The 3,690-nt window shown below is 72.7% G+C and carries 3 protein-coding genes; 1 reads left to right on the top strand and 2 read right to left on the bottom strand.

From position 1 onward, the window contains the following. Positions 1–299 precede the first annotated feature (299 nt). Positions 300–1,067: a polysaccharide deacetylase family protein gene (locus tag ACTIR_RS0101560; RefSeq protein WP_026452974.1), complete on the top strand. Its 768-nt coding sequence runs from the start codon at positions 300–302 to the stop codon at positions 1,065–1,067. Between the two features lie 22 nt (positions 1,068–1,089). Here the strand turns inward: ACTIR_RS0101560 and ACTIR_RS0101555 are convergent, their stop codons facing one another. Then, positions 1,090–2,133 carry a hemolysin family protein gene (locus ACTIR_RS0101555; RefSeq protein WP_026452973.1) on the bottom strand — a complete coding sequence of 348 codons (1,044 nt, stop codon included), beginning with the start codon at positions 2,131–2,133 and terminating at the stop codon, positions 1,090–1,092. Beyond that, complete coding sequence (locus ACTIR_RS0101550; RefSeq protein ID WP_026452972.1) at positions 2,133–3,473, bottom strand: hemolysin family protein; 1,341 nt, start codon at positions 3,471–3,473, stop codon at positions 2,133–2,135. The genes ACTIR_RS0101555 and ACTIR_RS0101550 overlap by 1 nt, the downstream gene beginning before the upstream one ends. Positions 3,474–3,690 lie beyond the last annotated feature (217 nt).

Below are 3,690 nucleotides of genomic sequence, written 5' to 3'. Positions count from 1 at the left end.
CGGCCGCGGCCGCCGGGGCGGTGAGCGTGGCCGACACGGCAGCGGTGGCGAGTGCGGCGGTGACGAGGCGGACCGACTTCATCGGCGTCTCCACTTCGGCGAATCGTGCGGATTGTTTTCGGAAATGTTTCGGAACCGATCGAGCGGATCGGAGCGTAGATCCGGCCGTGCGGAATCGTCAAGACCGGCCCGTGGATCGCGTTGTTGACAGCATTGTCCGGGCAATCTACGTTCCCTTCGGACGAACGGTATCGCCCGAAACTTTTCGGAATTCGGTTCGACGTGGACAGGAGAGTGGGATGCCCGACACGCGCACACGGACCCGGACCCTGGTCGGACTCCTGGCCACGCTGCTGGCCGTCGTCCCGGCACCGGCCCCGGCGGCCCAAACTGCAGCGACCGACGATTCGGTGGCCCGGGATTCGGCGGCCAGGGATTCGGCGGCCACGGCCACCGGGGCGGACAGCGGAATCGTCGACTCCACCCGGCACGGCGGGCGGGCCGTCGGGCTCACCTTCGACGACGGACCCGACCCCGAGGACACCCCCCGGCTGCTGCGTGTCCTGCGCACGCACCACGTCAAGGCGGTGTTCTGCCTGTGGGGTGAGCACGTCCGACAGCACCCGGACCTGGTCCGGCGGATCGTCGCCGACGGGCACACCCTGTGCAACCACACGATGCGGCACGACGACCTGAGCACTCTGCCGCCCGAGGAGATCCGCGCCGACCTGCGCCGCACCAACGCGGCGATCCGGGAGGCGGTGCCGCACGCCCGGATCCCCTACTTCCGCGCTCCCTACGGCGCCTGGGGCGACTCCCCACGGGTCGCCGCGGACCTGGGGATGCAGCCGCTCGGCTGGCGACTCGCGTTCGAGGACTGGAACCCGCCCGGGACGGACGAACTCGTGCGCCGGATCCGGGAGGGCGTCACACCGGGAGCCGTGGTGCTGCTGCACGACGGGGGCGGCGACCGCAGCCAGACGGTCGACGCGGTGGCCCGGATCGTGCCCGGGCTGCGCGCCGAGGGTTGGCACTTCGCACTCCCCGCCCCGAGGCCACGCCCGTGACGGGCGCCCGGCCCGGGTGGTCTCAGTGGCGTCGGCCGATGCGCTGCGCGGCGTCCCGGATCTCGCCGACCAGTTCCTCCAGCACGTCCTCCAGGGCCACCACACCCTGCCGGGTGCCGTCGGCGTCCACGACCCGGGCCAGATGGGTGCCGCGCTGCCGCATCTCCCCCAGGGCACGGTGCAACGGATCGGTGGGGCGCAACGTGGCCATCCCCCGCAACCGGCTCCCGGCGACCGGGCGGGTGCGTTCCCCGGGGTCGGACTCGAGGACGTCCTTGAGATGCACGTAGCCGAGCAGGCTCCCGTCCTCCCCCGTCACGGGGAACCGCGAGAACCCGGTCTCTGTCGCGCGGGCCTCCACCTGCTCGGAGGTGACGTCCCCGGGCACGGTGACCAGTGCGTTCTCCGGGATCAGCACGGAGCTGACGGTGCGTTCGTGGAAGGACAGCGCGCCCGTGAGCAGTTCGTGCTCGCGCGCGTCGAGCAGCCCTTCCCGCCGGGACTCGGCGACCAGCGCGGCGACCTCCTCCTCGGTGTAGGTGGAGCTGACCTCCTCCCGGGGCTGCACCCGGAGCAGGCGCAGCACACCGTTCGAGACCGCGTTGAGCGCGACGATGACGGGCTTCAGCACCCACACGACCGCCGCCAGGGCCGGGCCCAGCCACAGTGCCGCCCGGTCCGGACCGGCCAGGGCGAGGTTCTTCGGCACCATCTCCCCCAGCACCATGTGCAGGAACACCACGATGAGCAGGGCCAGCGCGAAGGCGACGGGGTGCAGCAGCGCGTCCGGCACCCCGGCCGCGGCGAACGGCACCTCCAGCAGGTGCGCGACCGCGGGTTCGCCGACCGCGCCCAGCCCCAGCGAGCACAGGGTGATGCCGAGCTGGGCCCCGGTCATCATCAGCGTCACCCGCTCCATCGCCCGCAGGGTGGTGCGCGCGCGGCGTGACCCCGCCTCGGCCTTCGGCTCGATCTGCGTCCGCCGGGCGGACACCAGGGCGAATTCCGCACCGACGAAGAACGCGTTGCCGATCAGCAACGCGACGGCGATCAGGATCCCGCCCATCACCGGAGCCCTCCGGACGTGGCGTCCGTGTCCGGGGGGCCGACCTCGTCGAGATCGACACGGTCCACCCGGAAGCCGTCCATCCGCCGGACCGTCAACCGCACCGTCCGCTCCCCCGCCGACACCTCCACCCGGTCCCCCTCGACGGGGAGCCGGTTCAGCTCGTGGTTGATCAGACCACCCACGGTGTCGTAGTCCTCCCCCTCCGGGAGCGGGACGCCGGTCAGCTCGGCGACCTCGTCCGGACGGAGCAGGCCGGACAACCACCACGACCCGTCGGCCCGCCTGCTCGCCTTCGTGGTCGTCCGGTCGTGCTCGTCGGTGATCTCACCGACGATCTCCTCGACGAGGTCCTCCAACGTGACCACGCCCGCGGTGCCGCCGTACTCGTCGGCGACGATCGCGAGCTGGAGACCGCCCCGGCGCAGCAGCGCCAGCAGTCCGTCGAGCTGCATCGACTCCGGCACCAGCACGGACGGCACCATGACCTCGGACACCGTCCGCCTGCCGCGCTCGTCGACGGGGACGCCGACCGCGTGTTTGAGGTGGACGATGCCCACGGGGTCGTCCGCACCGTCGCCGAACACCGGGAACCGGGAGTGGCCGGTCCTCCGCGCGAGTGCGCTGATCTCCGCCACCGGGGTGTCCGGCCGCACCGACCGCACCCGCCGCCGCGGGGTCATCACCTCCGCCGCGGTCCTGTCCCCGAATTCGAGGGAGCGGGTGACCAGCCGGGCGGTCGGCTCGTCCATCGTGCCCTGCGCCCCCGAGCGTTGCACCAGCGAGGCGAGCTCCCGCGGCGACCGTGCCGAGGCCAACTCCTCCTGCGGCTGCACACCGACCCACCGCAGCAACCGGTTGGCGCTGCCGTTGAGGAACCGGATCAACGGCGACGTCGCCGTGGTGAACCCGCGTTGCGCACCCGAGACCGCCCGGGCCACCCGCAGCGGGCGCGCGATCGCCACGTTCTTCGGCACCAGCTCGCCCGCCAGCATCTGGAACACCGTGGCCGTCACGAACGCCACCGTGAACGACACCGGACCCGCGGCCGCCCCGAGCCCGACCGTCCCGAGCGGTCCGCGCAGGATCGTCGCGAGCGAGGGTTCCGCGATGAAACCCACGATCAGGCTCGTGACGGTGATGCCGAGTTGCGCCCCGGACAGCTGGGTGGACAGCGACCGCAGCGCCGCGAGCACCCCGCGGGATCGGCGGTCGCCGGCCTCCGCCTCGGTCTCGACGGTGGCGCGGTCCACGGTCACCAGGCTGAACTCCGCGGCCACGAACAACGCGTTCGCCGCGACGAGCAGCACGGCGACGACCAGCAGGACCCACTCGGTCACACGACACCCCCGGCCGGGTTCACGACTCGTGACACTCCGATATGCCCGGGATCGTCGCCGTCCATGTCCGGGGCAACGGAGCTGTGCGACGCGGCGTCCCCCGGGACGACGGTCCGCGTCGGGTGCCGGACGGCACGCGCCCGGGGCCTCCGCGCCGGCACGAGATCGCCCGCGTCACGGCACGGGGACCCGCGACGCGGACGGACGGGCGCGGACG

Source organism: Saccharomonospora iraqiensis subsp. iraqiensis (assembly GCF_000430445.1).
GTDB lineage: Bacteria > Actinomycetota > Actinomycetes > Mycobacteriales > Pseudonocardiaceae > Saccharomonospora > Saccharomonospora iraqiensis.
This window is presented reverse-complemented; position numbering and strand designations above follow the sequence as displayed.

What these genes read in the sequence shown, in the direction of transcription:
- ACTIR_RS0101560 (WP_026452974.1), top strand. Translation starts at nt 300, where the DNA reads ATGCCCGACACGCGCACACGGACCCGGACCCTGGTCGGACTCCTGGCC.
- ACTIR_RS0101555 (WP_026452973.1), bottom strand. Translation starts at nt 2,133, where the DNA reads ATGGGCGGGATCCTGATCGCCGTCGCGTTGCTGATCGGCAACGCGTTC.